The sequence below is a fragment of the Bradyrhizobium liaoningense genome, from assembly GCF_018130825.1.
Taxonomy (GTDB): Bacteria; Pseudomonadota; Alphaproteobacteria; order Rhizobiales; family Xanthobacteraceae; genus Bradyrhizobium; species Bradyrhizobium liaoningense_B.
The window spans coordinates 163,621-187,008 of record NZ_JAFCJS010000012.1; the positions used below are offsets into that span (position 1 = coordinate 163,621).

A 23,388-nucleotide genomic window follows, 5' to 3' on the forward strand; every position below is an offset into this window, starting at 1 on the left:
GTGCAGCCAATTCCGTCATCCTGAGGCGCGAGTGGCGCGATGCGAACGCATCGTGCCACGAGCCTCGAAGGATGCACGGCCGAGCTAGCAGCCGGGCCGTCGCCCTTCGAGGGCCGCTGAAGAAGCGGCCACCTCAGGATGACGGGGAAATATTGTCGATTGAAGAAGCGCCGAAACGAAAGCGGGGAAGCGCTTACTTCACCGCCCCAAAGCGGCTGTCGAACGAGTTTGACTGCACCACCGGTGCGGCTCCCATGATCTGCGTCGCTTCACCCGCGCCATCGCTCACCGACGGCTTCAACGCAGGGCGGGTCTGGGCGAGGCGCGTGTCGGGCTGCGGCTTCGGCGGCTCTGCCGGCTTGGCGGCGGCAACAGTCGGCTTCGGCGCGTCCTTCGCTGCGTCCTTGGACTTGTCGTGCCCCGGCACGAAGCGCGTCACTGCGGCCTTCAGGCGGGACGCTGCGGTCGGCGGCGTCGTGGACGTCGTGGCCGGCGCGACAGACGCGGTGGCTTGCGGCGGAGGCGTCGTCGTCGCCGTGGTGTCGGCGGTGCCGAGGCCCATCTTGCGGCCGAGGTTGGAGAAGAAGCCGCCGCCTTGCGATTTCTCGGCGGGCTGAGCCGCGGCGACGCGGGTGTTGGTCGTGGGCGCGCTGACGGCGACGACGGGCTCTTCCTGCGGCGCAGGCGCGACCGCGGCGGCGTCGAGGTTCGGCTTGGGCGGATTGACGTGTCCGGGGATCGTGCCCGGCGCCTTCGCCATCGCCAGCATCTGCAGCGTGGTGCCTTCGGCGCCTTCCGACAGGCCGGTCGAGCCTTCCGGAATCTTGGCGGCGAAGATCTTGTTCATGCCGCCGTCGATGCCGGTGTTCATGCGCGCCATCGGCGTGCCCTTGGCAACGAGCCTTGCGTATTCGGCTTCGTCCTTCGCCTGCTTCTCGCGCACGGCGCTGGCGACGTCCTCGGGGATCACATAGGCCGGGCACTTGGCCGAAGCGTCGAACACCGGATCGCGCTTGGCGTCGGCCGGCTTCGTTGCGTCGAAGACGTACTTCTTCTCGCAGAAATCGACCCTCGGCTCCTGCCGCGTCACCTCGAAATGATCGTAGCCTTCCTTGATCATCTTCCAGAAGGCCATGTTCGGATTGTTCCGGTGCTTGGCCATGTTCACCGGCGTCATCTTGAACGGATAGGCCTGCAGCTGGAACGCCTTCTGGCCGCCGAAGAAGGATTCGCGCCCGAGCGAATAGATCTCCGCGATCTGCTCGTCCGTCATCGCGTAGCAGCCGCGCGAAGAACAGTCGCCGTGCACCATCAGCTGCGAGCCGGTGCGACCCAGCGCCTTGTCGAACGCGTTCGGATAGCCCGTGTTGAAGGAGAGGTAATAGGCCGACTGCGGATTCATCTGGCCCGGATTGATCGAGTAGAATCCTTCCGGCGCCTGGCGGTCGCCTTCGCGCACCTTGGGGCCGAGGTCGCCGGACCAGCGGCAGATCGGATAGGTCTTGAGCAGCGCGAACTGGCCGTTGCGGGTCTGCTTCCAGACCTCGAGCTCGGCCTCCTGCTTGAACAGGCGCACCAGGATCGGCGATTGCAGATCCATGTTCTTCTCGACCATCGCGGCGAGAAGTTTTGGCGGCACCGGCTGGTTGGCCTTGGCGTTGGTCGCGAGCGAGACCTGGTCGGTGTCGCAGCCGGCCAGCAGGACGCCGGCCGTCATCAGCGCAACCGAAGCCAAGAGCGCGCGAGCAAGCGAACGAGAAATCAAGATGGACCCCACACCGTGCCGGGCAGAGAGCGCGAACCCCAATTCTTTTGGAGCATGATCCGACCGGAAAACCACCCGCCGTGACGGGCTCGTTCAGACCACGCTCCAGCGCTTATGCCCTGAAGCCATTGATTAAAATTCTAACCTCTGGGTCATGTGGTCGCAACCCGAGCGGGGATCACGAGGGCGTTGGCCCAAAGGTGTGGTCAACAGAGACTTAAACTGGGCGTAACTTGGAACTGGGCCGGAACTTGGGCCTTGCGGCCAAACCGCCACTGAGATCGCCGATTTGGGCAAAAAAAGGGTTAACGCGGCGTTACCGGGGGTGGGTGGGGCTGCCCGAAAGGTCTCGTAGGGTGGGCAAAGGCGCGAAGCGCCGTGCCCACCATCTGGCTACCCGTACGGCTCGGAATGGTGGGCACGCTTCGCTTTGCCCACCCTACGAGACCGGAATCGAGGCGAATCAGCCCAGTTTCCGGCCGATATCGAGGAATTTCTGCCGCCGCTGCTTGCGGATGGCGTCGCCGTCGAGGCCCTGGAGCTCCTCGAAGGCCTTGGCGACGGCCTCGCCCGTGGTGGCGATCATGGCGGCGGGGTCGCGGTGGGCGCCGCCGACCGGCTCCTTCAGGATCTGGTCGATCACCCCGAAGCGGAGCATGTCCTGGGCGGTGATCTTCATGTTGTTAGCGGCTTCCTGCGCCTTGGTGCCGTCGCGCCAGAGGATGGAGGACGCCGCCTCCGGCGAGATCACGCTGTAGATGGCGTGCTCCAGCATCAGGACCTTGTTGGCGGTGGTGATCGCGATGGCGCCGCCCGACATGCCCTCGCCGGTGATGATGGCGACGTTCGGCACGGTCAGCGCGAGACACGCATCGGTCGAGCGCGCGATGGCTTCCGCCTGGCCGCGCTCCTCGGCGCCGATGCCGGGATAGGCGCCGGCGGAATCGGCGAGCGACAGCACCGGCAGGCCGAACCGCTCGGCCATCTCCATCAGCCGAACGCATTTGCGATAGCCTTCGGGGCGCGCCATGCCGAAATTGTGCCGGATGCGGCTCTCGGTGGAATCGCCCTTCTCCTGGCCCATCACGCAGATCGGCTCGCCGCGGAAGCGGCCGAAGCCTGCGACCAGCGCCTCGTCCTCGCCGAACTTGCGGTCGCCGGCGAGCGGGGTGAATTCGGTGATCAGCCCCTTGATGAAATCGTTGAAATGCGGCCGCTGCGGATGCCGCGCCACCAGCGTCTTCTGCCACGGCGTCAGGTTCGTATAGAGGTCCGCCAGCGCCTGCGCCGCCTTGTCCTCGATCCGGCCGACCTCGTCGCTGATGTCGGTGCCGGTGGCGGCGAGCGCGCGCAATTCGTCGACCTTGGAGTCGAGCTCGGCGACGGGCTTTTCGAAGTCGAGATAGCTGCGCATCTGGTCTTGCATCAACTCAGTATAGGGGGACGGGGCGAAAGAAGCGAAGCGAGGTTGGGTCACGGAAAGAAGTGTAGCTTCTTCAACGAGTTGGCTTGTGCGCTCGTGGCAGGGAGCCAAATCAGTCGTGAGGCCCCGGCTCTTTCTGCGGAGATGTGGCCGAAGTCAAGGCGGTTTCATGAGTTGCCCGTAGCCCGGATTACGCTTCGCTCCATCCGGGCTACGGGCAGTAACTACTTCTCCGCCAGCGGGTGCAGGTCGCGCACCAGGCTCTTGAGGCGCTCCTCGACCACATGGGTGTAGATCTGCGTCGTGGAGATGTCGGTATGGCCGAGCAGGGTCTGCACGATGCGCAAGTCGGCGCCGTTGTGCAGCAGGTGGCTGGCGAAGGCATGGCGCAGCACGTGCGGGGAGACCAGCCGGGCCTGCAGGCCGGAGGCGACCGCGAGCTCCTTCAAGTCGCGGGCAAAGTGCTGCCGCGTCAGATGTCCGCTCTCGCCGAAGGAGGGGAATAGCCATTTCGAGGCGGCGAGGCTGTCTTTCTTTTTCTCCGCCTTCGCGGCCTCCGTCGCGGCGAGGTAATCCGCCATCGCCTGGCGCGAGGCCTCGTTGAGCGGCACCAGGCGCTCCTTGTTGCCCTTGCCGCGCACCACGATCATGCGCGCATCGCGCTTGGCCGCCGAGCGCGGCAGCGCCACCAGTTCGGAGACGCGCAGGCCCGTGGCGTAGAGCACCTCGAGCAGGCAGTAGAGCCTTAGAGAGCGCAGCCGCTTCGACGGCGAGGCATCCTCCGCCTCGCTCAATTCCTTGGCGCGGCGGAGCATGCGGTCGACATCCGCGATCGACAGCACCTTTGGCAGGCCGCGGCCGCGCTTGGGGCCAGACAGGATCGCCGCGGGATCGTCACCGCGAATGCGCTCGTTGAGCAGGAAGCGGTAGAGGTGCCGCATTGCCGACAGCCGCCGCGCGACGCTGGTGGATTTGAAGCCGCGCATGTCGAGGTCGGCGAGATAGTCGCGCAGCGTCTGCGTTTCCGCGTCCGCAAATGTATGGCCGCCCCGGCCGAGAAATTCCGAGAAATCGGTGAGGTCGCGGCGGTAGGCGTCGAGCGTATTGGGGCCGGCGCCCTGTTCCGCCGCGAGCATGTCGAGGAACAGGCCGGTGAGCTTGGTATCGGAGGGCTTTGCAGGCATGCCCCGGAGCCTAGCTGCTATTTCTTGAGAAACTTATCCGGCGGGATCGTCACCGTCATTTCCCGCGGCTTCGGGTTCACGAAGTTCGCCAGCGCGAACACAACGCCATAGACGATGCCGGCGATCACGGCGACGACCGTCAGGAAGCGGAACAGGCTGGGCATCGTGCAAAGGTTCCTGAGGTCCAGGCGGGCGAATTAACCAATGAAATCATCCAACATGTTCGCCGTTTCGTGGCAAGAGTCCTCTGGCGAGGGCCCCTGCGGGGTCGTATAGGTGGCCAAACCCTGCCGCCTTTGGCGGCAGATCGAGCGAGATTTAGAGCTGAGATTTATGTCCGACGCCGCGTTGCCGATTCCCGCTTCGCCTGAGGCCGACATCCTGTCGGCCCTGGGTGCGCGCTCGATCGTGCTCGTCGGCATGATGGGGGTGGGCAAATCCACCATCGGCCGCCGCATGGCGGCGCGGCTCAAGCTGCCCTTCGTCGACGCCGACACCGAGATCGAGGCGGCGGCCGGCATGACCATACCGGAGATCTTCGAGCGCCATGGCGAGGTGCATTTCCGCGACGGCGAGGCCCGGGTGATCGCACGCCTGCTCGAGGGCGGCCCGGTGGTGCTGGCGACCGGCGGCGGCGCCTTCATGCGCGAGGAGACTCGGACCCGCATCGCCGCCAAGGCGGTCTCGATCTGGCTCAGGGCGGACCACGACGTCATCATGCGCCGCGTGCGTCGCCGTGCCGACCGTCCGCTGCTCCAGACCGCCGACCCCGAGGGGACCGTGACGCGCCTCCTGACCGAGCGCGAGCCGATCTATGGCAAGGCCGACCTCACGATCGCCTCGCGCGACGTGCCGCATGACAAGATCGTCGAGGAGTGCATCGAGACGCTGCGCGCCCATCTCTGCGGCGAACAGTCCGCTCCACCACCTGCCGATGTTGCGAGTGCCGCACGATGACCGCGCCGTTGAAACATTCCGATCCCGTCAACGTCGACGTCGCGCTCGGCGACCGCGCCTATGACATCGTCATCGGCCGCGGCGTGCTGGCTTCGCTCGGCGAACGGGTCGCCGCGCTGCGGCCCGGCGTCCGCACGGCCATCGTGACGGACCGAACGGTGGCAAAGCACTGGCTCGAGCCGACCGAAGCATCTCTTGCGGCCGCCGGCATTCCGACCTCGCGCATCGTCGTCGAGGAAGGCGAGATCTCCAAGACCTATGCCGGCCTCGAAAAGGTCAGCGAAGCCCTGATCGCCGCGAAGATCGAGCGCAACGATCTCGTCATCGCGCTCGGCGGAGGCGTGGTCGGCGATCTCGCCGGCTTTGCCGCGGCGATCCTGCGCCGCGGCGTCGATTTCGTGCAGGTGCCGACCTCGCTGCTGGCGCAGGTCGATTCCTCCGTCGGCGGCAAGACCGGCATCAACTCGCCGCAGGGCAAGAATCTGCTTGGCGCCTTCCATCAGCCGGTGCTGGTCATCGCCGACACCGCCGTGCTCGACACGCTGTCACCGCGCCAGTTCCGCGCCGGCTATGCCGAGGTCGCCAAATACGGCGTGCTCGGCGACGAGGCCTTCTTCAGCTGGCTGGAAAAGAACCATTCCGACATCTTCACGGGCGGATCGGCGCGCGAGCATGCGATCGCGACCTCCTGCCGCGCCAAGGCCGGCGTTGTCTCGCGCGACGAGCGCGAGACCGGCGAGCGCGCGCTGCTCAATCTCGGTCACACTTTCGGTCACGCGCTGGAAGCTGCGACCGGTTTCTCCGACCGCCTCTTCCATGGCGAGGGCGTTGCCATCGGCATGACGCTCGCGGCGCAGTTCTCGGCCAAGCTCGGCATGATCGGCGAGGCGGACGCAGCGCGCGTCGAGCGCCATCTCATTGAGGCGGGCCTGCCGACGCGCCTGCAGGACATCGCGGGCTTTGCGCAGGAGGGGCTTGCGGACGCCGACGCGCTGATGGCGCTGATGGCGCAGGACAAGAAGGTCAAGCGCGGCAAGCTCACCTTCATCCTGCTGGAGGCCGTGGGCCGCGCGGTGATCGCGAAGGACGTCGAGCCGGCGCCGGTGCGCGATTTCCTCAAAGAGAAGCTCGCGCAGAAGGCCTGATGCGCGGCTGAGCTTTATTTCGCTAAAGCGTTTTCCAGCGAAGGGGATACCGGTTCGCGCCAGGAAAACGCGTCAGACGTAACTAGAGTGGTGCATGGACTGGCTCGGATTCACCATCGTCGTCCTCTGCCTGCTGGTCTCGGCGTTCTTCGCCGCGAGCGAGACCGCGCTGACCGGCGCCTCGCGCGCCAGCATGCTGCGGCTGTCGAAACAAGGTCATCACGAGGCCGATGTCGTCTCCCAGCTGCTCGACATGCGCGAGCGGCTGATCGGTGCACTGCTGCTCGGTAACAACATCGCCAATATCGGGGCGTCCGCGCTTGCCACCGGCATCTTCACGGCCTGGTTCGGCGATGTCGGCGTGCTCTATGCGACCGGCGTGATGACCGCGCTGGTCGTGATCTTCGCGGAAGTCCTGCCAAAAACCATCGCCATCAACGCGCCCGACCGCGTCGCGCTCGCCGTGGCGCGGCCGATGCGGCTGACGATGTATGTGCTCGGGCCGTTGTTGACGGTCGTCGAAGTCATCGTGCGCCTGCTGATGCGCCTGTTCGGCCTCGCCGGCGAGCACCAGGCAATCCTGTCGCCGACCGAGCGCCTGCGCGGCGCGGTGGACCTCCTGCACCACGAGGGCAAGGTCGAGAAGCAGGACCGCGACATGCTCGGCGGCCTGCTGGACTTGCGCGAGCTCCAGGTCTCCGACGTCATGATCCATCGCACCGAGATGATGATGATCAACGCCGACATGCCGCCGGACGACCTGGTGCGCGAGGTGCTGGCGACCGAATACACCCGCATTCCGCTCTGGCGCGAGAAGCCGGAAAACATCATCGGCGTGCTGCACGCCAAGGATCTGTTGCGCGCGATCCGCGCCTCCGACGGCGACACCTCGCGCATCGACGTCTCCACCATCGCGCTGCCGCCCTGGTTCGTGCCGGAGATGCGGCCGCTCGCCGAGCAGCTCAAGGCGTTCCGGCGCCGAAAGACCCATTTCGCGCTCGTCGTAGATGAGTACGGCGAAGTTGAAGGTCTCGTGACGCTGGAAGACATTCTGGAAGAGATCGTCGGCGACATCTCCGACGAGCACGACGTCGTGGTCGCCGGCGTGCGTGCCCAGCCGGACGGCTCGGTCGTTGTCGACGGCTCGGTGCCGATCCGCGACCTCAACCGCGCCATGGACTGGCACCTGCCCGATGAGGAGGCAACCACGGTCGCCGGCCTCGTCATTCACGAGGCGCGCTCGATCCCCGACCGCGGCCAGAGTTTCACCTTCCACGGCTTCCGCTTCCGCGTCCTCCGCCGCGAACGCAACCGCATCACTGCGCTCCGTATTTCACCGGTGCCGCGCGAGGCGGAGCTGGAAGAACCCAGGCCGAGAAGGGCCGGAACGTCGTTTTGATTTCCCCCCTCCAGGGGAGGGTGAAGAGCTTCAACCTTCCCCCGGCGCCTGCGCGTGGATCGCGAGCGCATGCACGCTGCCGGAAAGTTCCGCGGCCAGCGCCGAATTTATCATGCGATGGCGCTCGACCCGGGTCTTCCCTTTGAAGGCATCAGACACGATATAAACACGAAAGTGCGTCTCGCCGCTCGGTCGATGACCGGCGTGGCCCTCATGCAAATGTGACTCGTCGACGACTTTGAGGCTTTCCGGGGTGAAAGCTTCCTGCAACTTGTTGCTGATAGTATCTTTCATAACCATGAGCGCCATTAAAGCGCGTCATCGTGCCCCGTCAATCTCCGGGGTGTCATGCTAATTGCAATGTCAAGACTTGAAGGTTTTTGCATTGCGTAGTCAAAGTCAGCCATGCCGATCGATTCATCAAAGTTCTTCGACTCCATCCGCGTGAAGCCGCGAGGCAAGCAGCCGGAAGTGAAGCCGCGCGACACCGTGGTCAACTGCGAGTGGGCGGGTTGTGCGAACAAGGGCGCGCATCGCGCGCCGAAGGGCCGCGAGAACCAGCGCGAGTACTGGCACTTCTGCCTCGACCATGTGCGCGAGTACAACCAGAACTACAATTTCTTCTCCGGCATGAATGCCGACGCCGTCGCGCGCTACCAGAAGGACGCGCTGACCGGCCACCGCCCGACCTGGAAGATGGGCGCCAATGGCGGCAAGAAGGGTGCGGAAGCCGAGATCGACATGGCGTCCGATCCATTCAGCATGTTCTCCGAGATCAACGGCCGTGCCAACTGGCGCAAGGGCCCGGACGCCCAGCCCAAGGCCGAGACGCGCAAGGTGATGAACGCCGAGCGCAAGGCGCTCCAGGTCATGGGCCTCGGCCCCGACGCCACGCTCGCCGACGTCAAGAGCAAGTACAAGGCGCTGGTCAAGCAGCACCACCCCGACGCCAACGGCGGCGACCGCTCCACCGAGGATCGCCTGATCGAGATCATCAAGGCGTATAATTATCTGAAGACGGTGGTGCGGGAGGCCTGAGGTCTCCTTCGGCATTCTCTGGTGTCGTCCCGGACAAGCGCAGTATCGTAGGGTGGGCAAAGCGAAGCGTGCCCACGCATTTTTGCGATCGAGAGAGATGGTGGGCACGGCGCAAGTGCGCCTTTGCCCACCCTACAATTCCGTGCTCGCGGAGACATCCGCGATCCCTCACATCTCCGGCATCGCCCCGACATAGGACGAGCTCGGCCGGATCAATCGCCCCGTCCGCTGCTGCTCGCGCGCATGCGCGGTCCATCCCGCTGAACGTGCCACCGCGAAGATCGGCGTGAACGCCTGCCGCGGAATCGCCAGCGCATCGAGCAGGATCGCGGTGAAGAACTCGACATTGGTCTCCAGCGGCCGGTCCGGATTCTTCTTGCGCAGCGCGCTGCGGATATAGGCCTCGACCTCGCCGGCGAACGGCAGGTCGGTGCCGTTGGACGCCAGCGCCTCGACCGCGGTCTTGAGCACGTCGGCGCGCGGGTCGCGCACGCGATAGACGCGGTGGCCAAAGCCCATCATCCGCTCGCCACGCGCCAGTGCCGCATCCACCCAGGGCTGGATGCGCTCGCGCGAGCCGATCGCATCCAGCATTTCCAGCACCGGTTCCGGCGCGCCGCCATGCAGCGGACCCGTGAGCGCGCAATAACCCGCGGTGACCGCAGCAAACAGGTCAGCCTGCGTCGAGGCCACCACGCGCGCGGTGAAGGTCGAGGCGTTCATGCCGTGGTCGCTGGCGGTGACGAGGTAGGCGTCCAGCGCCGTGACCTCGCGCGCTGCGGGCGAGCGCCCGTGCAGCATGCGCAGCGTGTCGGCGGCATGGCTCACATTCGGATCGGGCGCGACCGGCTCGAGCCCCTTGGCGCGGCGGACCAGCGCGCCCGCGATCACCGGGAACGCGCCGACGATGGTCGCTTCATGTTCGAGGCCGTGCTCGGCGCGAAGGCCCGCGACCGCCGCGCGAAACCCGTCGACGATGCCCATGCCGCGCGTCGCCGGCAGCAACTCGTCCAGCCGCGCGAAGGCGCGCTCGCGCGCGGTGCCCAGGCTCGCCCGCACATTGGCTTCGCTCAAGGTCGTCTTGCTGGCGCCGTTCCAGAGCCGGGCGGTGACGCCCTCGAAGCTCGATTTGGCGGCGAGGCGGCCGACATGCTCGCCGGCGATAATCAGCTCGCCGCGCTCGCCGTCGACATGGCTCAGCACGGTCTCGGCCGCGGGAACGCCGTCCAGCCCGATCTGGCTTTTGGTGAGGTGGATGTTCATGGCCCAATCTCCCTTTTGTATTGCACGCAGGGGAAAGGTCGGGCCTCTCGACAGATTGATCAATCTTGATTACATAAATCAATATGAAAAATTCGGAAGGCCTCTACCTCTCCGCCCGGGAGGCCGCCGCCGAGCTCGCGATCTCGCCGGCCACCCTCTACGCCTATGTCAGCCGCGGCCTGATCCGCTCCGAGCCGACGCCGGACTCGCGGAAAAATCGCTACCGCGCCGAGGACGTCCGCGCCCTGAAGGAGCGCCGGGTGCCGTCGCCGGAGCCGCGCGGCCTGCGCAGCTTCGATGCCGACCTGCCGGTGATGGACACGGAGATCTCGACCATCACCGAGGACGGCGCGATCTATCGCGGCGTCAATTGCGTCGATCTCGCCGAGAACGACACGCTGGAGCACACCGCGACGCTGCTCTGGGACGTCGCCGGCGTCGATCCCTTCGCGCCGGATAATCAGCCGGAGATATCCGCGGAGATGCGCGCCATCGCAGAGGCCGCGCGCCGCGCTGCGCCGATCGACCGCGCCATCGCCGTGCTGGCGCTCGCCACCAGCGCTGATCCCCGCGCATTCACCCGCGCCCCCGACGGCCGCGCCATGGTCGGCGCGCGCATCGTTCGCCTGCTGGTGGCGACGGTGCTCAATGCCGAGCCGTCGGCCGAGCCGCTGCATCAGCAGGTCGCGCGTGCCTGGGCGCCCGATAACAAGCATGCGCCCGACCTGATCCGCCGCGCCCTGGTTCTGCTCGCCGATCATGAATTGAACGCCTCGACCTTCACCGCGCGCTGCGCGGCCTCGACCGGCCTCAACCTCTATGATTCCGTGATCGCCGGCCTCGCCGCGCTGAAGGGGCCGAAGCATGGCGGCGCCGGTGTGCTGGCCTCGCAGCTGGTCAAGACGCTGGTCGATCGCGACGTCGCGCCCGTGGTGCGCGAACGCGTCGCGCTCGGCGAGCGCTTTGCCGGCTTCGGCCACGGTGTCTACAAGCGCGGCGATCCCCGTGCGCAATCGCTGCTGAATGCCCTGTCGCGCGCCGGCGCGCCGCGCAAGTTCACCAAGGAAGTGCCGGAGCGGATCGTCGAGGCGACCGGCGAGCTCGTCAACATCGACTACGCGCTCGCAGTATTGGTGCACGCTTTACGCCTGCCGGCCGGCAGCGAGCTCGCACTGTTCGCCATGGCCCGCAGCGTCGGCTGGATCGCCCATGCCAGCGAGCAATTGCAGTTCGGCAAGCTGATCCGCCCGCGGGCAAGGTATGTGGGCCCGGCGCCGGGGCGGCGGGTGGGGACGGGATAAGTGCCGCCTGCCACCCTCCCCTGGAGGGGGAGGGTCGATCGCGCGAAGCGCGAGCGGGGTGGGGTGACGGTCTCTCCGCGATGAGCAGTGCCCGTGTGGAGAGATCACCCCACCCCGGCTCACATTTCGCTACGCTCAATCTGAGCCGACCCTCCCCCTCCAGGGGAGGGTAAGAAGAATCTACCGCGGCTTCGGTTCCGCGACACCACCGTTCCGCCGGCGATAGATCCAGACCACCACGCCCAGCACGATCGCAAACCCGACCACGCTCAACATCCAGATATGCTTGCCGACATGCTCATGGTGGTGCAGCCCGGCATATTCGTGCAGCGCCGTCACCGCCAGCACGCCCGGCAGCACATGGGCGGGGGCCCAGACCAGGATCGCCGGGATGTTCACCGCATAGAATCTTGCGGGCGCCATGCCGAGTGCGCCGGCGGTCACCGGCACGAAGGCGCGGATCGGCGGCACGAAGCGGGCGAAGAACACGGCCCAGGTGCCGAAGCGGTGGAAGAAACTCTCGCTCTCCTCGACCACGCGGGGATAGTTGGTCAGCGGCCAGGTGCTGAGGATTTCGCGCTGCCGCCGGTGCCCGATCCAGTAGGCCGAGCCGTCGCCGAGCACCGCGCCGAGCGCGGCCGCCAGCAGCACCCATGGCAATTTCAGTTCGCCGCCCGGAATCAGGGCGCTGAGCGCCAGGATGATGGTCGAGCCGGGGATCACCGATCCCACCACCGGCACGGCCTCCAGAAGGGCCGCCAGGAACAGGGTCAGATAGGCCAGCCACGCATGGGCCGAGACGAAGGCGATGAGGGGATCGAGGAAGGACGTCACGTCGTCTCTGTGGCGGGCTAGGGCTTTTCGGTTTGGACCCTACATAAGTCAGGAGAGGCGGTGAAAGTGCCATTTGCGTGGGCAGCCCCGTTACCCCGCCCGAAATTCGAGCGTGATTCGCAAGGCAGCCCTCCAAAAACTGCGTTCCTCACCTATCTAAATGAAAAGACAACGGAACTTTGATTGAGGGGCGGGCTTCTGCCGGCACGTTGTCTCTGATAGGTTCGCACCCGCACCCAGCCGCAGCCAACGTGCAATAACTGGTCTCGGGATCGCCCGGGACCTCGGAGGATTGATGACGACCGCCGCCCTGTCCAAAGTTGAGGAAGTTTCCGGTCAGCCCGACATGAAAGTGTCGGTCCGCCAGGTGTTCGGGATCGACAGCGATCTCGAAGTGCCGGCCTATTCCGAAGTCGATCCTCACGTGCCCGAAGTCGATTCCGATTATCGCTTCGACCGCGCCACCACGCTCGCCATTCTCGCCGGCTTCGCCCGCAACCGCCGCGTGATGGTGACCGGCTATCACGGCACCGGCAAATCCACCCATATCGAGCAGGTCGCCGCCCGCCTGAACTGGCCCTGCGTGCGCGTCAACCTCGACAGCCACATCAGCCGTATCGACCTCGTCGGCAAGGACTCGATCGTGGTCCGCGACGGCAAGCAGGTCACCGAATTCCGCGACGGCATTTTGCCCTGGGCGCTGCAGAACAACGTCGCGCTGGTGTTCGACGAATACGACGCCGGCCGCCCGGACGTGATGTTCGTGATTCAGCGCGTGCTCGAAGTCTCGGGGCGCCTGACGCTGCTCGACCAGAACAAGGTGATCAAGCCGCACCCGGCGTTCCGGCTTTTCGCCACGGCGAATACGGTTGGCCTCGGCGACACCTCCGGCCTCTATCACGGCACCCAGCAGATCAACCAGGGCCAGATGGACCGCTGGTCGATCGTCACCACGCTGAACTATCTCAGCCATGACGAGGAAGTCGAGATCGTGCTGGCCAAGGCCAAGCACTATCGCACCCAGGAAGGCCGCGACATCGTCAACAAGATGGTCCGCCTTGCCGATCTCACCCGTAACGCCTTCGCCAATGGCGATCTGTCGACGGTGATGAGCCCGCGCACGGTGATCACCTGGGCGGAAAACTCCGACATCTTCGGCGATATCGGCTTCGCCTTCCGCGTCACCTTCCTCAACAAGTGCGACGAGCTCGAGCGTCCGCTGGTCGCCGAGTTCTACCAGCGCTGCTTCAACGCGGAGCTGCCGGAATCGGCAGTCAACGTGGCGCTCAGCTAGGCCATGCCAACCATCTCCGTCGAGCGCACCATTGGTACCACCAAGAAGGCTGTGCTCGCCGGGCTCGGCGCTTACAACGACGAGAAGTTTGGCAAGCAGAAGGTCAAGAGCATCGCGGTGTCGTTGAAGGACGGCCGCAAGATCGTCGGCGGCATCGTCGGGCACCTCTGGTCCACGGTTCTGTTCATCCAGTATTTCTGGATCGACCAGAAGCAGCGCGGCAAGGGGCATGGCACGAAGCTGATCGCGGCGATCGAGGACGAGGCAAGACGGCTCGGCGCGATCCGGGTCCATGTCGATACGATGAGTTTCCAGGCGCCGGGCTTCTATCGTACCTGCGGGTACGATGAATTCGGCACCATCGACGGCTATCCCGGCGGCGTGACGCGCCATTCGTTTACGAAGTCGCTATGAGCACATCATCATCCAACTCCAAATTCCGTAACAGCAAGGAAGCGCCGACCGAGCCGTTCAAGCGCTCGGTCGCCTCCTGCCTCAAGGCGATCGCCAAGTCGCCCGAGCTCGATGTCAGCTTCGCGGCCGAGCGGCCGGGCCTTGCGCCCGGCAAGGCGCGGCTGCCGGAGCCCGCGCGCAAGATGACCAAGCGCGATGCTGCCATCGTGCGCGGCCACGCCGATTCCATCGCGCTCAAGATCGCCTGTCACGATCCCAAGGTTCACCGCAAGCTGATGCCCGGCAATCCGCAGGCGCGCGGCGTGTTCGAGGCGGTGGAGCAGGCTCGCGTCGAGGCGATCGGCGCGCGCCGCATGGCGGGCGTTGCGAAAAACCTCACCGCGATGCTCGACGACCATTTCCATCGCGGCAAGTTCGACGAGATCACCGACCGCGCCGATGCGCCGCTGGCCGATGCGCTGGCGATGCTGGTGCGCGAGCGCCTCACCGGCATGGCGCCGCCGACGGCGGCGAAGAAGATGGTCGATCTCTGGCGGCCCATTCTCGAAGACAAGATCGGCAGGCGGCTCGACCGGCTCGACGGCGTGGTCGAGGACCAGGCCAGGTTCGGCGATGCCGTGCATGATCTGTTGTCGGCGCTCGAGCTCGGCGACGAGCGCAACGCCGACAGCGAGGACAATGAGGACAACGACGAGAACCAGGACGGCGACAACGACCAGTCCGGCGCCGAGGGCTCGCCTGATTCCGATGCCGCGCAGGAGATGAGCGCCGACCAGGCGCAGGCGACCTCGGAGGAGATGAGCGAGAGCGCGATGGAAAGCGCGCAGGCCTCGACCTCCGATACCTTCGACGACGGCGAGCTCGGCGACGACGAGACGCCGGGCGAGGCGACGCGTCCGAACGCGCATGGCAGGAACGAGCCGCGTGGGCCGGAATATCACGCCTTCGCGCCGAAATTCGACGAGGTCATCGCCGCCGAGGACCTCTGCGACCATGACGAGCTGGAGCGCCTGCGCGCCTATCTCGACAAGCAGCTCGCGCATCTTCAAGGCATCGTCGCCCGGCTCGCCAACCGGCTGCAGCGCCGCCTGATGGCGCAGCAGAACCGCGCCTGGGAGTTCGATCTCGAAGAGGGCATTCTGGACCCCGCGCGCCTGTCGCGCGTCGTCACCGATCCCTATCATCCGCTGTCCTTCATGCACGAGAAGGAGGCGACGTTCCGCGACACCGTCGTGACGCTGTTGCTCGACAATTCCGGCTCGATGCGCGGACGCCCGATCACGGTCGCCGCGACCTGCGCCGACATCCTCGCGCGCACGCTGGAGCGTTGCGGCGTCAAGGTCGAGATTCTGGGCTTCACCACGCGCGCCTGGAAGGGTGGGCAATCGCGTGAGGCGTGGCTTGCCGCCGGCAAGCCGGCCAATCCCGGCCGTCTCAACGATCTCCGTCACATCATCTACAAGTCCGCCGATGCCCCGTGGCGTCGTGCGCGGAAAAACCTTGGCCTGATGATGCGCGAGGGTCTCCTCAAGGAGAACATCGACGGCGAGGCGCTGGACTGGGCGCACAAGCGCCTGCTGGCGAGGGCCGAGCAGCGCAAGATCCTGATGATGATCTCGGACGGTGCGCCGGTCGACGATTCCACGCTGTCGGTCAATCCCGGCAACTATCTCGAGCGGCACCTGCGCCACATCATCGAGGAGATCGAGACCCGCTCGCCGGTCGAGCTGATCGCGATCGGCATCGGCCATGACGTCACGCGCTACTACCGCCGTGCGGTGACGATCGTGGACGCGGAAGAACTCGGCGGCGCCATCACCGAAAAGCTCGCCGAGCTGTTCAGCGAGACCAACACTGTACCAACCCAGCCGGCCGGTCGCCCGCGACGCAAACTGCATTCGTGAGCACGCATCCATCCCGCCGCAGCTTTCTTGGCCACGCGGCGGCGGGATTTTCCACTCTTGCACTATCGCGCCTTGCGCAGGCGCAAGCCACGACCGAGCCGCCCCCGCGCCCGCTCCAGGTCGAGCATGCCGTCGCTGAGCCCGTCAGCCTCGAGGTCAATGCGCGCCCCATCCCGAATTTCGAGCCGCGCGACCGCTCGCGCACGCGCTTCGGCTCGCTGGACTACCGCAGCGGCCTGGTGCTGACCTCGTCCTATCGCGGTTTTGGCGGCCTGTCCGGCATCCGGCTCGATGCGAAAGGTGAGCGCTTCCTCGCGATCTCCGACCAGGGCGGCTGGTTCACCGGCCGCATCCGTTATTCCGGCGGCAAGATGGCCGGGCTCGACGATGTCGAGGCCGCGCCGCTGCTGGGCGCGGAGGGACGGCCGATCACCGAAAAGCGCATGTGGTGGGATTCGGAATCGCTGACGCGCGACGGCAATCTGGTCTATGTCGGGCTCGAGCGCGTCAACCAGATCCTGCGCTATGATTTTGCCAAAGGCGGCATCCGCGCCCGCGGCGAGCCGATCGCGGTGCCGCCAGGCGTTCGCAAGCTGCCGCACAACAAGGGCCTGGAAGCGCTGGTCCTGGTCCCGAAGGGCCAGCCTCTCGCCGGCAGCCTGATCGCGTTCTCCGAACGCGGGCTCGACGCCGACGGCAATCTGGTCGCGTTCCTGATCGGCGGCCCCACGCCCGGCCAGTTCAGCGTGCGCCGTACCGAGAAATTCGACATCAGCGACGCGGTGCTGTTGCCCTCCGGCGAGCTGTTGATCCTCGAACGCAAATTCTCCTGGTTCACCGGCGTCGACATCCGCATCCGCTCGATCCCGCTGAAATCGATCGCGCCGGGCGCGGTGGTCGACGGCCCCGCGCTGTTCAAGGCCGATCTCGGCCAGGAGATCGACAACATGGAAGGCATCGACGCCCACGTCACGCCGGAAGGCGAGACCGTGCTGACGCTGGTGTCGGACGATAATTTCTCGATGCTCCAGCGCACGCTGCTGCTGCAGTTCACGCTGGTGGAGTAGACGCAGGGTATCTCCCTTCGCCTGGACGACAGCGGAGATTGAACTCGCGTGCGTGAGCCTGCGACACACCCTCATGTCCCTCCGCGTCCTCCTCGCCCTCATCCTCATGCTTGCCGCGACCCCGCCGGCCCTTGCCACCGCCGAGCACACCTATGCGAAGGGCGAGTACGGCATCATCGCGGGCGGGTGGGCGCCGAACAAGCGGCTCGCCATCGCCGTCCATGGCGAAGGCGAGGGCGCGCATGACAAGTTTCACGCCTATCTGATGGCGGAGCCGAAGCATCGCAGGCTGGCCGTGCTTGATAACATCAGCCACGAGAACAATCTCGACACCGCGTCCGATGCCTATTACGCGGAGTGGTCGCCCGACTCCCGCTATGTCGCGGTCTCCTTCCGCACCGAGCGTCACATCATGACGCTGAACATCTATGCGATCGAAGGCCATCGCGCGCGGCTGATCGAGACGCCGGACCTGTTCCGCAAGGCGGCGGGCCGCACCGTCGTGGTCAAGACCGACGGCGACATGCGCACCTATTTCCCCACCGTGAAGTGGCGGGGACCGCGCAGCTACGATCTCAACGACTACCGTCTGTTCGTCGAGGACGACAAGGCGCTGGCCGACAAGCTCGGCGAACTCGGCAGCCTGACCAAAATGGAGGACGGCCGCTATTCGATCGAGTTCGCCGCCCACGCCACCGTGACGATCGGGCGCGGCAATCGCAACCGCATCGGCAAGCTCAAGCTCGGGGTTTTCGAGCGGTAACGGGCCGGCCTGCGACCGGGACTTTTGCGCAAATGCACGGCGCGCGGGCCGCCATGCCGCCTGCGCAACTGGCAATTCGCGTTTCCGCCACTAAACTTCATGCAATCGCTTCCATCCCTCTCATCCCCCGGGACCCCCCCGCATGAGCGCCCTGTTTTCCCCGATCAAGCTGCGCGGCCTGACGTTGAAGAACCGCGTCGTGGTGTCGCCGATGTGCCAGTATTCGGCCGACGACGGCGTCGCCACCGACTGGCACTTCACCCACATCAACAATCTCAGCCTGTCGGGCGCGTCGATGTTCTGCATCGAGGCGACCCATGTCGAGGCGATCGGCCGCATCACGCCGGGCTGCCTCGGGCTCTACAGCGATGCCTGCGAGGCTGCGCTGAAGCAGATCCTCACCTCGGTGCGCAAGCATTCCTCCACCGCGGTCGCGATGCAGCTCGCCCATGCGGGGCGGAAAGCGTCGAGCGCGCGGCCCTGGGACGGCGGCCAGCTGATCCCGGCGAGCGCAGGCGGCTGGCAGACGGTCGCGCCCTCCGCGCTGCCGCACAAGGAGGGCGAGGCCGCCCCGCTCGCGCTGGATAGCGCGGGCCTGAAGCGCATCCGCGACGCTTTCGTCGACTGCGCCAGGCGCGCCGACCGGCTCGGCATCGACGCCATCGAGCTGCATGGCGCGCACGGCTATCTCATGCATCAGTTCCTGTCGCCGATCTCGAACCGGCGCACCGACGAATATGGCGGCAGCTTGCAGAACCGCATGCGCTTCCCGCTCGAAATCTACGACGCCGTGCGCGCCGTGTTCCCGCACGACAAGCCGATCGGCATGCGGGTGTCGTCCACCGACTGGGTCGAGGGCGGCTGGGATCTGGCGCAGACCATCGAATTTGCGAAAGCGCTGAAGGCGCGCGGCATCGACTGGATCGATGCCTCCTCCGGCGGCGTCTCGCCGCTGCAGAAGATTCCGCTCGGCCCCGGCTATCAGGTGCAGTTCGCAGAGGCGATCCGCCGCGAGACGGGAGCGACCACCATCGCCGTCGGCCTGATCTCCGAGGCAAAGCACGCCGAGGAGATCGTCGCCTCCGGCAAGGCCGACATGGTCGCGCTCGCCCGCGGCATGCTCTACGATCCGCGCTGGGGCTGGCACGCCGCCGCCGAGCTCGGCGGCGAAGTCGAAGCCCCGCCGCAATACTGGCGCTCGCAGCCCTCGACGCAAAAGGCGCTGTTCGGCAAGACCACGTTCGGAGCGCGGTGAGTCTCTTCACCTCTCCCCGCTTGCGGGGAGAGGTCGGATTGCGCGCAAGCGCAATCCGGGTGAGGGGGTACAGGTGCGGCGACAATCTCATGCGCGAGCGAAGCTCGCTCGCGGCCCCGTAAGAGTTACTCCTCACGCATCCGTAACTCTCCTCACCTTCCACGCCTCCCCAAACTGGCCTAACCTGTGCACCCAACGCCTCACGGAGGCCGGCCATGCGGTTTGGTGTTCGCAAGACTGCCCACGTGTTCGAGCGCGTGGGCCTCGCGATGGCGGGGGCCGCGTGCGGGTTGTTCGTCGGCGCCTATGTCGGATCGGCGATCGCGCCGCTGACCACGCAGGGGTTCCTGCTGCTGATGATGCTGCTCGGGGCGGTCGGCTTCTATCTCGGCATCGACACGCCGCAGATGCCCTTCGACGACGCGCACAGCGCCATCGACGCCGCCGAATTTCTGAGCTCGGCCGGCACGCTCTGCGCCACGCTCACCGCGCTCGCCTCCGTCGCCGTCATCGTGCTCCGCCTCGACCCGCACATGGTCTGGAGCTGGCTCGTCCTGTTCGGCTGGACCGCCGGCGTCGCCATGCAGATCGTCGCGGGGACAAAGGCCAGGATGCGGAAGTAGCTTCCTTACCCTCCCCCTCCAGGGGAGGGTAAGCAGCGCACCGCTTGCCTAAAACACCACGCCCACCCGCGTGCCGCGCTTCCACGCGATGCGGCAGCGCTTCTTGGTGTTCACATGCAGCAGCTCGAACCTGTCGGGGATCTGCACCTGGCCGCCGAGATCGACGCAGGCGCCGCCCGGCGAATAGTCGATCAGCGTGCAGGGAATCACCGGCGCGCGCGGGTCGGTGATGATCTTGGCCTGGCGGGACACCAGTCCCGCCGGTTTCACGCGGGCATATTTACGCGGATGCATTGGCACATCTCCTCCAACTCCGCAGCTCGCGGCGGACTCTATGCAGGATGATGCGGAGGAGTTGATGCGATCCGGCTAAGGTGGGCGCGAGAATTTTAATGAAAAGTGGTGGCGGCTGGAGAAAGCAGCGGTAGCGGGGTGCGGTGGTGATGAGTTGTTCAGCCGCCGCCTCAATCTCCGCCTTCGCCGGGACGACACTGATCGTGTTGCGCGAGCCTCCCACCACCACCGTCGTTGCGAGCGCAGCGAAGCAATCCAGAATCTTTCCTCGGGCGCAGTCTGGATTGCTTCGTCGCAAGGGCTCCTCGCAATGACGCGCGGAGAGGCCGCAGCCACCTCACCCCGTCACCCCCTCCTCCACCCCAGTCCCCGCCGCCACATCCACCCCCGGCGGCACCGGCATCGGCACGGTCACGTACTCCTTCGGCATGTTCACCGGCCGGTAGTCCGGCTCCACCGCCATGCGCTTCAACACGCTCTCATGCACGTGCGCGCCTTCGGGGATGACGCGCGGCTCGCAGTCGGGGATGTAGAAGCCGAAATAGACCTTCCGCTCCGGCCATTCCCGGTACTTCGCGCGCTTCGGCAAATACTCCAGCACGCGCCAGGCCGCATTCATGGAATCGTGCAATTCGCCCGTCTTCCCCTCGTAGGCGGGCGGCACATATCTGAACGGCGAGTTCTTGCGCTGGACGCCCCAGGCGAGCTGGTTCACGGTGCGCGGGTTGAAGTTCAGCCCGGCCTTCTCGGCCTCCTCGATCATCCAGATCAGCGGATATTTCGATTCCCCGCTCTCCGCCTCCGCATAGCCGCCGCCGACGTCGCAATGCACGCCGGCGAACCACACCTGCAGAATGTCCTGCGCCACCTTCTTCTCGTCGGGCACGTAGCGGTTGCTCCAATAGTCCTGCGGCTCCCAGTACTTGTTGAGGCGGAACATGCGGCGCCGCTCGTCGATCGCGATCGCCTGCCGGAAGATGTTGACGCTCGGATTGCGCCGCGTGAAGGCGAGCTCCTCCAGGCTGAACACGAAGAAGAAATTGTCGCGCCGCGGCACGATCACGCTCGCCACCGTGTCCCAGACGCCGATGAAGTGGATGGTCGGCCAGCGCGTCGAGGTGATGCGCGCGAACTGCGCGGCGAGGTCGAACGCGTCCTTCGGCAGCGGCCCCTGGTCGTCCACAGTGACGTCCTTGAGGTCCTCGACGTCGTTGCCGCGCCCGGTGCCGGAATATTGCTTGTAGGCGACCATGCCGCTTCCTGCGAGGTTCACCTGCTCCGGCGAGATCAGCCCGATCTTGTGAATGAGCCCCGCCAGCACCCGCACCGTGTAAGCGCCGCGCGAAAAACCGAACAGGTAGATCCTGTCGCCCGGCGCATAATGCTCGACCAGGAAGCAATAGGCCGAGAGCACGTTGTCATCGAGCCCGTAGCCGGTGGCGAGCCCCAGCACCAGGTTGACGTCGGCCTTGATCCGGTGCCACGTCGTCGGCTCCGTCACCGTGCCGACCCCGGGATCGTAGAACACCAGCTGCCGCGGATGCGTCTTGTCGGTCTTGCGCAGGCAGCGATAGAGCTTCAGGACGTTGGAGATGTTCTCCGATATCTCGTTGCCGGTCCCGTCACAGCAGATAACGAGGTTTTTCGGCTCGGGCTTGCGGTCGATGTCGCGCGCGTGCTCCACGGGATGTGCCTCCGGGTGATGCTACCGGGGCGAGTATAGCGGAAAACCGCGACGGAGAAGAGACGATGGTGCTTCTTACCCTCCCCCTCCAGGGGAGGGTAAGAGCGCCGCGCTCGCCGCCTACTTCTTCTTCGCCGGCCCGAAATCCGGCTGCCAGGCCGCCTCCTTGCGGCTCGGCGCCGCGGCGATCACCTTGGCTTTGTCCTTCTTCGGTTTCTTGGCTTCGCGATTGCTGCGTTGCTGTCCCTTGGCCATGACGTCCGTCTCCTGTGCCATTGAACGCGCGATAATGCGACAGCGTACGCCTGCGGTCCGGCGATAGCGAGCGCTAAAGCGGACGCCTGCGCGGGGAGGGCTGAGGGGCGGCCGCGGCCGTCTGCGGCAGCGACGGTGCCCGCATCGAAAACAGGTGTCGTCCCGGCCTAGTGCGCAATTGCGCACGGGGGCCGGGACCCATAACCACCGAAGCGAGTTGTTGCGGATACCGTGGCGACAGCGTGCTCCGACAACGCTGACCGGGGTAATGGGTCCCGGCCTTCGCCGGGACGACGTTGGAGAAGTTTGCTGGCCCGAAGCACGTTGCAGTCAACCGGCGTTCGCCAGGACGACGCACAGTCAAGGAGCAACCCGTGACCCTCACCAGCGGCCGCTACATCGGCCACGAACAGGACCGGGGGATCGTCCAGTTCTCGATGCAGGACGGCGCGAAGGAGATCCCCTGCGCGATATCGACCTCCGCGATGGACGACCTCGAGCGCGGCCCGCGCGCCAGACCCGCCGAGCGCGAAGCCCAGTTCACCCGCCTGCGCGACCGCATCGAGGCCTGCGCCGCCGGCAAATACCGCGCCTGCGAGTTCGAAGGCACCCCGCCCGGCATCGTGCTGCGGAGCATTGATTTTCGAGGGTAGGGGAGGGCCTTGCGAAGCCGCGAACATCTCATCACTGGGCCCGTTGCCGGCACCCGGCCCCATGGGCATCGTCTGTTGACATTAACGGTCTGTTAACCATGCGGTTGCCTAATGCTGACGATGGGGGGATCACCATGTCGGCCCATGTGACGCGACCGAGGTTGATGCCTGTTTCGGCCGATCCGGCCATCCGGTCGGTGGCGAGGCTGGCGGTTCGCGCCAGGGCCGTCCTACAGGGCAAAGCGCCTGTCCTACGGAGCAAAGCCATGTTCGGAAAGGACGACTTAGTGGACAATCTCAGCCGCGATCTCGATCGCGCGCGCGGAAGACGAGATGCGCTCGCATCCGAAGCCACGACCCTGACGGCCCAGATCGCCGAAATTGAAGCCCGTCTTTCGGAGGAAAAGAAAAGGCGGGAGCGTGAGCGCGTCTTGAGCGAGGTCGAAGCGATCAAGACGCGAATCAAGCAAGCCGCCGGCGCGTTTACGCCTGTCGTCGATGGTCTCTCGAGGGCGATCGAGCAGGCTGCGGCGGTTGTGCCCGAGGCGCGCGAGCTCAATAGTTTCCTGGTGTCGGTGGCGACCGAGATCGACAGCGTGCTCGATCCCCTGCTCCGCGAACTGGATCAGCGCGCGGATGCGGTGCGAACCGGACAGGCCGCGCTGGACCTGCCGAGTTCGGCCATTGAAGCGCCGCCCGTCGAGCTGCCAAAGGACACCAACGAGCGCCTGCTTCGTTTTCCGGCGTGGCTGTCCCGCGACAGGGAGGCGGACAAGAAGGACACCGCCGAGAGCCCGCGCAGCACGGCGGCTTGAAGCCTCGGCGCAGATGGCTTCTTGGTGACGCCCAGAGCAAGCGCCTCGTCCTTCGAGG

Annotated in this window: 24 protein-coding genes; 14 read left to right on the forward strand and 10 right to left on the reverse strand. The window is 65.9% G+C overall.

Going from position 1 to position 23,388, the window contains the following annotated elements:
• Positions 1 to 193 precede the first annotated feature (193 nt).
• The 4 genes from JQ603_RS35500 to JQ603_RS35515 all read right to left on the reverse strand — a co-directional run bounded on the left by JQ603_RS35500 (position 194) and on the right by JQ603_RS35515 (position 4,536).
• Positions 194 to 1,717: a L,D-transpeptidase family protein gene (locus tag JQ603_RS35500; protein ID WP_245004072.1), complete on the reverse strand. Its 1,524-nt coding sequence runs from the start codon at positions 1,715 to 1,717 to the stop codon at positions 194 to 196.
• Positions 1,718 to 2,228: 511 nt separating this feature from the next.
• The gene (locus tag JQ603_RS35505) at positions 2,229 to 3,191 is read right to left on the reverse strand and encodes an acetyl-CoA carboxylase carboxyltransferase subunit alpha (RefSeq protein WP_212347457.1); all 963 of its coding nucleotides are present in this window, start codon (positions 3,189 to 3,191) and stop codon (positions 2,229 to 2,231) included.
• Between the two features lie 221 nt (positions 3,192 to 3,412).
• On the reverse strand, positions 3,413 to 4,372 hold the full coding sequence (gene xerD / locus JQ603_RS35510; protein ID WP_212347460.1) for a site-specific tyrosine recombinase XerD: 960 nt from the start codon (positions 4,370 to 4,372) through the stop codon (positions 3,413 to 3,415).
• Positions 4,373 to 4,389: 17 nt separating this feature from the next.
• Positions 4,390 to 4,536: a hypothetical protein gene (locus JQ603_RS35515; RefSeq protein WP_035669499.1), complete on the reverse strand. Its 147-nt coding sequence runs from the start codon at positions 4,534 to 4,536 to the stop codon at positions 4,390 to 4,392.
• 169 nt (positions 4,537 to 4,705) lie between these two features.
• Between JQ603_RS35515 and JQ603_RS35520 the strand changes: the two genes are divergently transcribed.
• From JQ603_RS35520 to JQ603_RS35530, 3 genes are all read left to right on the forward strand, one after another.
• Complete coding sequence (locus JQ603_RS35520; RefSeq protein ID WP_212347462.1) at positions 4,706 to 5,329, forward strand: shikimate kinase; 624 nt, start codon at positions 4,706 to 4,708, stop codon at positions 5,327 to 5,329.
• On the forward strand, positions 5,326 to 6,474 hold the full coding sequence (aroB, locus tag JQ603_RS35525; protein WP_212347467.1) for a 3-dehydroquinate synthase: 1,149 nt from the start codon (positions 5,326 to 5,328) through the stop codon (positions 6,472 to 6,474). Before JQ603_RS35520 ends, aroB begins: the two co-directional genes overlap by 4 nt.
• 94 nt (positions 6,475 to 6,568) lie before the next feature.
• Positions 6,569 to 7,873 (forward strand): HlyC/CorC family transporter, encoded by a 1,305-nt coding sequence (locus JQ603_RS35530; RefSeq protein ID WP_212347470.1) that lies wholly within the window; start codon positions 6,569 to 6,571, stop codon positions 7,871 to 7,873.
• 30 nt (positions 7,874 to 7,903) lie between these two features.
• On the opposite strand, the gene JQ603_RS35535 is transcribed toward JQ603_RS35530, so the two are convergent.
• The gene (locus JQ603_RS35535; protein ID WP_433996671.1) at positions 7,904 to 8,173 is read right to left on the reverse strand and encodes a BolA family protein; all 270 of its coding nucleotides are present in this window, start codon (positions 8,171 to 8,173) and stop codon (positions 7,904 to 7,906) included.
• Between the two features lie 105 nt (positions 8,174 to 8,278).
• Here JQ603_RS35535 and JQ603_RS35540 point away from each other — a divergent pair, with 105 nt between their 5' ends.
• Complete coding sequence (locus JQ603_RS35540; RefSeq protein WP_018643492.1) at positions 8,279 to 8,911, forward strand: J domain-containing protein; 633 nt, start codon at positions 8,279 to 8,281, stop codon at positions 8,909 to 8,911.
• Between the two features lie 168 nt (positions 8,912 to 9,079).
• Here the strand turns inward: JQ603_RS35540 and JQ603_RS35545 are convergent, their stop codons facing one another.
• A complete protein-coding gene (locus tag JQ603_RS35545) occupies positions 9,080 to 10,174 on the reverse strand; it encodes a citrate synthase/methylcitrate synthase (RefSeq protein ID WP_212347476.1) in 1,095 nt (364 codons plus the stop codon).
• An 83-nt stretch (positions 10,175 to 10,257) separates the two neighbouring features.
• Here JQ603_RS35545 and JQ603_RS35550 point away from each other — a divergent pair, with 83 nt between their 5' ends.
• A complete protein-coding gene (locus JQ603_RS35550) occupies positions 10,258 to 11,475 on the forward strand; it encodes a citrate/2-methylcitrate synthase (RefSeq protein ID WP_212347479.1) in 1,218 nt (405 codons plus the stop codon).
• A 180-nt stretch (positions 11,476 to 11,655) separates the two neighbouring features.
• Here JQ603_RS35550 and JQ603_RS35555 read toward each other — a convergent pair whose 3' ends face one another.
• The gene (locus tag JQ603_RS35555) at positions 11,656 to 12,309 is read right to left on the reverse strand and encodes a DedA family protein (RefSeq protein WP_212347482.1); all 654 of its coding nucleotides are present in this window, start codon (positions 12,307 to 12,309) and stop codon (positions 11,656 to 11,658) included.
• A 295-nt stretch (positions 12,310 to 12,604) separates the two neighbouring features.
• Between JQ603_RS35555 and cobS the strand changes: the two genes are divergently transcribed.
• From cobS to JQ603_RS35590, 7 genes are all read left to right on the forward strand, one after another.
• Positions 12,605 to 13,603, forward strand: coding sequence for a cobaltochelatase subunit CobS (gene cobS / locus JQ603_RS35560; protein ID WP_172786549.1), 999 nt, complete (start codon positions 12,605 to 12,607; stop codon positions 13,601 to 13,603).
• A gap of 3 nt (positions 13,604 to 13,606) precedes the next feature.
• Positions 13,607 to 14,017 carry a GNAT family N-acetyltransferase gene (locus JQ603_RS35565; RefSeq protein WP_212347485.1) on the forward strand — a complete coding sequence of 137 codons (411 nt, stop codon included), beginning with the start codon at positions 13,607 to 13,609 and terminating at the stop codon, positions 14,015 to 14,017.
• On the forward strand, positions 14,014 to 15,921 hold the full coding sequence (gene cobT, locus JQ603_RS35570; protein WP_212347488.1) for a cobaltochelatase subunit CobT: 1,908 nt from the start codon (positions 14,014 to 14,016) through the stop codon (positions 15,919 to 15,921). Before JQ603_RS35565 ends, cobT begins: the two co-directional genes overlap by 4 nt.
• The gene (locus JQ603_RS35575; RefSeq protein WP_212347491.1) at positions 15,918 to 16,988 is read left to right on the forward strand and encodes an esterase-like activity of phytase family protein; all 1,071 of its coding nucleotides are present in this window, start codon (positions 15,918 to 15,920) and stop codon (positions 16,986 to 16,988) included. Before cobT ends, JQ603_RS35575 begins: the two co-directional genes overlap by 4 nt.
• A gap of 73 nt (positions 16,989 to 17,061) precedes the next feature.
• Positions 17,062 to 17,751 carry a hypothetical protein gene (locus JQ603_RS35580; protein WP_212347494.1) on the forward strand — a complete coding sequence of 230 codons (690 nt, stop codon included), beginning with the start codon at positions 17,062 to 17,064 and terminating at the stop codon, positions 17,749 to 17,751.
• A gap of 142 nt (positions 17,752 to 17,893) precedes the next feature.
• Positions 17,894 to 19,006 (forward strand): NADH:flavin oxidoreductase/NADH oxidase, encoded by a 1,113-nt coding sequence (locus JQ603_RS35585; protein ID WP_212347497.1) that lies wholly within the window; start codon positions 17,894 to 17,896, stop codon positions 19,004 to 19,006.
• A gap of 215 nt (positions 19,007 to 19,221) precedes the next feature.
• The gene (locus tag JQ603_RS35590) at positions 19,222 to 19,629 is read left to right on the forward strand and encodes a hypothetical protein (RefSeq protein ID WP_212347500.1); all 408 of its coding nucleotides are present in this window, start codon (positions 19,222 to 19,224) and stop codon (positions 19,627 to 19,629) included.
• Positions 19,630 to 19,677: 48 nt separating this feature from the next.
• Here JQ603_RS35590 and JQ603_RS35595 read toward each other — a convergent pair whose 3' ends face one another.
• From JQ603_RS35595 to JQ603_RS38375, 3 genes are all read right to left on the reverse strand, one after another.
• Positions 19,678 to 19,923 carry a PilZ domain-containing protein gene (locus JQ603_RS35595; RefSeq protein ID WP_026312067.1) on the reverse strand — a complete coding sequence of 82 codons (246 nt, stop codon included), beginning with the start codon at positions 19,921 to 19,923 and terminating at the stop codon, positions 19,678 to 19,680.
• A 337-nt stretch (positions 19,924 to 20,260) separates the two neighbouring features.
• Positions 20,261 to 21,607, reverse strand: coding sequence for a DUF2235 domain-containing protein (locus tag JQ603_RS35600; protein ID WP_212347503.1), 1,347 nt, complete (start codon positions 21,605 to 21,607; stop codon positions 20,261 to 20,263).
• A gap of 120 nt (positions 21,608 to 21,727) precedes the next feature.
• Complete coding sequence (locus JQ603_RS38375) at positions 21,728 to 21,862, reverse strand: hypothetical protein (RefSeq protein WP_260387632.1); 135 nt, start codon at positions 21,860 to 21,862, stop codon at positions 21,728 to 21,730.
• 374 nt (positions 21,863 to 22,236) lie between these two features.
• Between JQ603_RS38375 and JQ603_RS35605 the strand changes: the two genes are divergently transcribed.
• Positions 22,237 to 22,515, forward strand: a complete 279-nt coding sequence (locus tag JQ603_RS35605; protein WP_212347505.1) for a DUF1488 domain-containing protein — start codon at positions 22,237 to 22,239, stop codon at positions 22,513 to 22,515.
• A gap of 266 nt (positions 22,516 to 22,781) precedes the next feature.
• Positions 22,782 to 23,330, forward strand: coding sequence for a hypothetical protein (locus JQ603_RS35610; protein ID WP_245004073.1), 549 nt, complete (start codon positions 22,782 to 22,784; stop codon positions 23,328 to 23,330).
• Positions 23,331 to 23,388 lie beyond the last annotated feature (58 nt).

Coding starts and splice junctions, on each gene's coding strand:
- cobS (WP_172786549.1), top strand. CDS start 12,605: ATGACGACCGCCGCCCTGTCCAAAGTTGAGGAAGTTTCCGGTCAGCCC.
- JQ603_RS35530 (WP_212347470.1), top strand. CDS start 6,569: ATGGACTGGCTCGGATTCACCATCGTCGTCCTCTGCCTGCTGGTCTCG.
- JQ603_RS35590 (WP_212347500.1), top strand. CDS start 19,222: ATGCGGTTTGGTGTTCGCAAGACTGCCCACGTGTTCGAGCGCGTGGGC.
- JQ603_RS35545 (WP_212347476.1), bottom strand. CDS start 10,174: ATGAACATCCACCTCACCAAAAGCCAGATCGGGCTGGACGGCGTTCCC.
- cobT (WP_212347488.1), top strand. CDS start 14,014: ATGAGCACATCATCATCCAACTCCAAATTCCGTAACAGCAAGGAAGCG.
- JQ603_RS35595 (WP_026312067.1), bottom strand. CDS start 19,923: ATGCATCCGCGTAAATATGCCCGCGTGAAACCGGCGGGACTGGTGTCC.
- JQ603_RS35565 (WP_212347485.1), top strand. CDS start 13,607: ATGCCAACCATCTCCGTCGAGCGCACCATTGGTACCACCAAGAAGGCT.
- JQ603_RS35505 (WP_212347457.1), bottom strand. CDS start 3,191: ATGCAAGACCAGATGCGCAGCTATCTCGACTTCGAAAAGCCCGTCGCC.
- JQ603_RS35610 (WP_245004073.1), top strand. CDS start 22,782: ATGTTCGGAAAGGACGACTTAGTGGACAATCTCAGCCGCGATCTCGAT.
- xerD (WP_212347460.1), bottom strand. CDS start 4,372: ATGCCTGCAAAGCCCTCCGATACCAAGCTCACCGGCCTGTTCCTCGAC.
- JQ603_RS35520 (WP_212347462.1), top strand. CDS start 4,706: ATGTCCGACGCCGCGTTGCCGATTCCCGCTTCGCCTGAGGCCGACATC.
- JQ603_RS35550 (WP_212347479.1), top strand. CDS start 10,258: ATGAAAAATTCGGAAGGCCTCTACCTCTCCGCCCGGGAGGCCGCCGCC.
- JQ603_RS35515 (WP_035669499.1), bottom strand. CDS start 4,536: ATGCCCAGCCTGTTCCGCTTCCTGACGGTCGTCGCCGTGATCGCCGGC.
- JQ603_RS35540 (WP_018643492.1), top strand. CDS start 8,279: ATGCCGATCGATTCATCAAAGTTCTTCGACTCCATCCGCGTGAAGCCG.
- aroB (WP_212347467.1), top strand. CDS start 5,326: ATGACCGCGCCGTTGAAACATTCCGATCCCGTCAACGTCGACGTCGCG.
- JQ603_RS38375 (WP_260387632.1), bottom strand. CDS start 21,862: ATGGCCAAGGGACAGCAACGCAGCAATCGCGAAGCCAAGAAACCGAAG.
- JQ603_RS35535 (WP_433996671.1), bottom strand. CDS start 8,173: ATGGTTATGAAAGATACTATCAGCAACAAGTTGCAGGAAGCTTTCACC.
- JQ603_RS35580 (WP_212347494.1), top strand. CDS start 17,062: ATGTCCCTCCGCGTCCTCCTCGCCCTCATCCTCATGCTTGCCGCGACC.
- JQ603_RS35585 (WP_212347497.1), top strand. CDS start 17,894: ATGAGCGCCCTGTTTTCCCCGATCAAGCTGCGCGGCCTGACGTTGAAG.
- JQ603_RS35500 (WP_245004072.1), bottom strand. CDS start 1,717: ATGACGGCCGGCGTCCTGCTGGCCGGCTGCGACACCGACCAGGTCTCG.